Origin of the sequence: Nostoc sp. WHI (genome assembly GCF_015714725.1) — a bacterium.
Taxonomy (GTDB): Bacteria; Cyanobacteriota; Cyanobacteriia; order Cyanobacteriales; family Nostocaceae; genus Nostoc.
Map to the genome: position 1 here is coordinate 1 of NZ_WBKM01000154.1, position 5,970 is coordinate 5,970.

Sequence of the window (5,970 nt, forward strand, 5' to 3'; positions counted from 1 at the left end):
GAGTAGGGGGGCAGAGGGGCAAAGGAGAATACCCAACTTCTAACTCAGCAGTCACAACTCAGCAGTTGCCTGTGGTATTTTCTCAACTGAACGGAACTGCCCAACTTTTAGCAAACGAACAGTTGATCAGGTTTGATATTGGGGGTCAAGCAGACAGTGGTGGCAGTATTTCTATTCAGGGAGAGACACTTTCTAAGGTGCTAGCGGGTAACTTTCAGGTGCGATCGCAAGACTTGCTGGCTGAGGATATTTCTCGGTTGATCAAGTTACCAGTGAACTTACAGGCGGGTCGAGCCAATGGTGATTTGTTAATTCGGTTGATACCAAAACAGCAGACTTTATTGTTTGGCAGCGCTACTATCCAAGGCGTAACAGTTCAAATTCCTAAAGTCCCGCAAGTGTTGAGCAATACCCAAGGAAACCTTAACTTCCAGGGAACGGAGTTGCAGTCAAATAATATTACTACCAACTACGGCAAAATTCCCCTCGTGGCTACGGGAATCATTGACGCTCAAGCAGGCTTTAAGTTGACAGGGCGTGTAAATTCGGTGAGTTTGGCTAATGCCCAACAGACTCTCGATGTAAAACTACCTGTGCCGATCGCTGGACAAGTACAAGCAGACTTGCAGATTACCGGATCAACAAAAGAGCCAATTCTCTCAGGCACTGTCACCACGATCCAAACTGCCCGAATCGATAAAGTTGATTTTAATAGCATCAGTGGTAAATTTGAACTTACTACTAATTCTTCCTCTTCTTCTTTACTTACCCTGAAAGATATTCAAGGTAAAGCCAAAGCTGGTGGTGAAATCACGGGCGCTGGCACAATTGAACTCGGTAAAATCCCCCAACTAAATTTAAATTTCGCCGCCAAGAATGTTCCAGGGGATGCGATCGCCAAAGTTTACGAAACAACACCCAATTTCCAAATCGGTAATGTCGCAGGTACAGCCCAACTAACGGGCGCTTCTACCAATGTCCAAACCGTGGTACAGTTTCAAGCTCCTAACGGAACTTACCCCGGAACTGGTGAAGTTGCGATCGCTAGCGATCGTACCCTCTCTTTCCGTAATGTGGCTCTTAATGTCAGTGGTGGTACAGTCCGGGCAACTGGCAGTTATGCCAATCAGCGTTGGCAAGCTGTGGCTGTTGCCTCTGAGGTAAAATTAGAACCCTTTGTAGACAAAAGTCAACTAGAAAATGTCTCTTTGGCTGGGGCACAGTTCAATGGTCGTCTCATCCTCTCAGGCAGCACAGCACCATTTAAAATTGCCACGATTCGCACTGATGGTGCAGGAGTTCAAATTGGTGGCGGCACAGTTGCAGTTTCTAATATCCAACTGCAAGACCAAAGCTTTTCTGCTCAACTTGTAGCTAATAATGTGCGACTGGGACAAATATTACAAGAGTCTCCCCCAGCTTTAAATAATCCATTGGCAGGTACCTTCCAAATAGCAGGCAACAGAGATAATTTCAGCCTAAAAACCCTACGTGGCAGTGGTGAGGGTCGCCTTGCTATTGGCGGGGGTACAGTTACAGCTAAAAATATCCAAGTGGCTAATGGTGTATATCAGGCGCAAGTTCAGGCTAATAATGTGCCTGTGCAGCAGTTGGCAACTTTACCAAAGCAATTCCAAGGAGCATTAAACGGTCAGTTCAATGTAGCGGGTTCTGTTGATTCTTTTAAACCGCAAACTATTCAAGCCACTGGTCAGGCACGGCTAAATGTTGCGGGTGGAACTATTAAAGCCTCTAATATTCAAGTGGCTAATGGTGTATATCAGGCGCAAGTTCGGGCTAATAATGTGCCTGTGCAGCAGTTGGCAGAAGTACCAAAGCAATTCCAAGGAGCGTTAAACGGTCAGTTTAACATAGCGGGATTTGTTGATTCTTTTAAACCCCAAACTATCCAAGCCAGTGGCCAGGCATTAATTAATGTTGGATCTGGGACGATCGCAGCCTCTAATATTCAAGTGGCTAATGGTGTATACCAGGCGCAAGTTCAAGCAAATAATGTCCCGTTGCAGCAGTTGGTAGCAGTACCACCACAGTTCCGGGGAGCTTTAACTGGTCAAGCAAACGTGGCGGGTTCTGTTGAATCCTTCCAACCGCAAACTATCCAAGCCAGTGGTCAGGGACGACTGGATGTTGTGGGTGGGACGATCGCAGCCTCTAATATCCAAGTGGCTAATGGTCGCTATCAAGCTGTAGTTGATGCTTCCGGTGTGGAATTAAATCGGTTAAATCAGCAATTGCGCGGTCAATTTGGCGGTCAGTTACAATTAGCTGGCACTTTTGGCTCATCAAAATTAGCTGATGTGCGTGCTGCTGGACAGGTGCAATTATCCCAAGGTATCCCTGGTCTTGAGCAACCCCTGACTGCTGCGATCGCTTGGAATGGTGAAAGGCTTACCATTGAGCGAGCAACTGCCCCAGGTTTAAATATTACTGGTAACATATTAGCCAATGCAAAAAGAGCAGGTATACCGGAAATTACTGCCCTAAATCTCAACGTCCAAGCCCAGAATTACAACCTCAAACAGTTACCCATCAATCTTCCTAATCAGGTTGCTGTGGCAGGTAGACTAGATTTTAATGGTCAAATCACTGGTAAACTGCCCTTACCAAATGTGACAGGGCAAATCAACTTACGAGACTTGGTTGTCCAAGATATTGCTTTTGAGCCGTTGTTAGCTGGGAACATCGATTCAGCACAGGGACGCGGTTTAAATTTGAACTTGGCGGGAAAAAGCGATCGCTTGGACTTCAATTTAGATGCCGATAATCGCCCTAAATCTTTCTTAGTAAAATGGCAGCAAGCATTAGCCACGGGTAATGTTCAAGGAAATGATTGGGCGCTCAAAGTTGCAAATTTCCCTTTGCAAATATTGAATTTGACTCCGCCACCAATTACCCGTTTGGGTACTGGTAAGATAGCTGGGTTGTTAACTGGGGATTTGCTCTTTAATCAGCAGACATTGGCAGCAACAGGTAATTTAGCGATCGCCGAACCGCAAATTGGCCGAGTTAAAGGCGATCGAATAGCTGCTCAATTCCGCTACGGTAATGGTAAAGGCACACTCGCCAGTAGTGAATTTGTCAAAGGCAAAAGTAGCTACGCCCTTGTCGGTACTTTTAATCAAACCCCTAAAGGCCCTCAACTACAAGGTAAACTGAACATCAATCAGGGTGAGATCCAAGATGTTCTAGCTGTAGCACAGATATTTGATTTACAAGATTTGCAACCCGGTTTGGCAGCTCCAACCTACGGAACAGCAGCAGATTTGACTACCAACCCTCAAGGGTCGCTAAATCAGCCCTTATTAACCCAAATCCAGAGGTTTTCTGAAATTGAAACCCTGGTAGCAGAACAAGAACAACAGCGACTTGATTCCACCCCAATACCGGATTTGGCAGACTTAAAAGGGACTTTCAACGGAGAAGTTTCTGTAGACACAGCTACAGCCAATGGATTGTCAGTGGAATTTAATTTGAATGGACAAAACTTTGCTTGGGGTAAAAAGGAAGAACGAAGTCGTTTTTATACTGCCGAGAAATTGATTGCTGAAGGCAACTTTGAAAACGGTGTTTTGAGTTTGCGACCTTTACGAATCGAGTCTCAGAACAGGCTGATTGCCTTCACAGGTAACGTTGGCGGTGAAGAACAATCTGGTCAGCTACGAGTGAATAATTTTCCGGTACAAGTACTGAATAATTTTGTCAAATTGCCAGTTGGAATTACAGGTAATCTTAACGCTACAGCAGCTTTAGCAGGGAGCATTGCTAATCCCCAAGCTAGAGGCGAATTGGAAATCATAGAAGGATCATTGAATCAGAAGGCAATAGAGTCAGCAACGGCAAGTTTCAGCTATGCCAACGGACGTTTAAACTTTGGTAGTACTGTAGCAGTTGCCGGGCCACCTGTTGATATTACTGGTAGCATACCTTACAAATTACCTTTTGCTTCCGTGACATCAGACAGCGAGCAAATCAGTCTGGATATGAAGTTGGAAAATGAGGGATTGGCACTGTTAAACGCATTAACTAACCAGGTAATTTTTGAGAAAGGTGAAGGACAAGTAAACCTCAAGGTGCGCGGAACACTCCAAAAACCCGAAGTGGAAGGAATTGCCACTATCAATAATGCTACTTTTTCAGCTCAGGCTTTGCCAGGTAAGCTCAGAGGTGTCGCAGGTAAAGTGCTGTTTAATTTTGACCGTATTTTAGTAGAAAATCTTCAGGGTAGATTTAGCCGTGGAAAGGTAGAAGCTGCTGGAGAAATTCCCATCTTCAACAATCAGAACGCAACTATAGACAAGCCCCTGACTATTAATCTCGATCAGCTGGCTTTGAATCTTAAGGGACTTTACCAGGGAGGCGCTAGCGGTAATTTGCAAATTACTGGTTCTGCCCTTAACCCAGTAATTGGCGGCAAAGTAAATTTATTTGATGGTCAGGTATTACTGGCAGAATCTACCGATGCCAGTACATCTGCAAATAGTAGTCTTGGTGTATCACCCACAAAAGCCAATAAGCAGAGCAAACCTGAAATCGGCAATGGGATAGGAAATGCGTTGGCGGCAGCCTTGCCGTCAGGCATCGCCAGATTTAATAATCTAGATTTGGAACTAGGCAAAAACGTCCAAATTACCCGTCCCCCTATTCTCAGCTTCCGCGCAACAGGTAATCTGATAGTTAACGGCTCAATCAATCAGCCAATACCCGATGGCACCATTTTGTTAGAACAAGGTGGAGTTAATTTATTTACTACTCAATTTTATCTTGCTCGCGGCTATAAACACACCGCAACTTTTAGTCCCTCTCAACCCCGCGACCCCGACTTAGATATTCAGCTATTTGCCAAGGTAGTAGACGTAACTCAAAGTAATGACTTCAGCCGGATTAATTCCACAGGTTTATCAGCCTTAGAGAGTATTCGAGTCGAAGCCACTATCAACGGTCTCGCCAGCAAACTAAATGAAAATATAGAACTAACAAGCAGTCCGTCACGCAGTCAAACCGAAATTGTTGCTCTTTTAGGAGGTGGGTTTGTAGACACCCAAGGACGTGGCGACAGTACTTTGGGTCTGATTAACATCGCAGGTTCAGCTGTATTCAACAATTTTCAGTCAGCTTTTAACCAGATTGGTAGTACCTTTGGCTTAAGTGAACTGCGAATATTTCCTACCGTTATTTCTGAAAATCCCGAAGCGGGAAGAAGCAATTCAACTTTGGAATTAGCAGCAGAGGCTGGGGTTGATATTTCTTCTAAAATATCCGTTTCTAGTATCAAAATTTTAACAACTAATGACCCTTTTCAATGGGGTGTTAATTACCGGATAAACGATGAATATCGTGTGCGGGCTTCCACTAATTTAACCGATGACAGTCGTGCAGTAGTAGAGTATCAAACGCGGTTTTAAAGAAATTTCTTCAATTATGAATTATATCATGTCCGGCTTAATACCTGACTTTTCCCGTTAAGTCTCTGTTGCAAGCTGCAAACCCTCACAGAGGTCGTGTAATTTTAACCAACCTCGCCACAGTACCTGGATACCAATAGGAGTTCTATGTCGATGTTCAAGATATCCGCCAAGACGAGCGATCGCTTCCACAGCCCAACCAGCTGTTAACACTTCACTATCAGAATCTAAGCTCCGGTTATGAGCGGCACGAACTACGACACCCGTGTGTTGAAGTTGACGAATTTTATCGAAAACTTCTGTGATATCACCTTCTCTGTCGAAAACATGAATTACTCGCGTGTGCTTAGTTACAAGTTTTTCTACAATCCTGCCATAATCAAGAAAAGTGGTGTCTCCAACACACAGCACTACATCGTATTCTGCAACAGTTTCCGCCGTCATTTGACAGTGCGGTTCGATTAGTCTTAAAAATTCCACTTTGGGGTTTGCAAAAACTCATAAGCCCTTTTGAGTACAGTTCCTCCGTTGAAGATTTCTGACAGCC

The 5,970-nt window shown here is 44.5% G+C and carries 2 protein-coding genes and 1 pseudogene; 1 reads left to right on the forward strand and 2 read right to left on the reverse strand.

The genetic code is table 11. The features are described 5' to 3' along the window. On the forward strand, window positions 1–5,423 hold a 5,423-nt coding region (locus tag F8S12_RS16415; RefSeq protein ID WP_196517215.1), incomplete at its 5' end, for a translocation/assembly module TamB domain-containing protein. A gap of 57 nt (window positions 5,424–5,480) precedes the next feature. Here the strand turns inward: F8S12_RS16415 and F8S12_RS42325 are convergent. Together F8S12_RS42325 and F8S12_RS42330 are read right to left on the reverse strand one after the other, a co-directional pair. After that, window positions 5,481–5,633 (reverse strand): annotated as a pseudogene (locus F8S12_RS42325) (IS4 family transposase); the annotation flags it as partial. 257 nt (window positions 5,634–5,890) lie between these two features. Next, the gene (locus F8S12_RS42330) at window positions 5,891–5,968 is read right to left on the reverse strand and encodes an IS4/Tn5 family transposase DNA-binding protein (protein ID WP_442946804.1); all 78 of its coding nucleotides are present in this window, start codon (window positions 5,966–5,968) and stop codon (window positions 5,891–5,893) included. Window positions 5,969–5,970 lie beyond the last annotated feature (2 nt).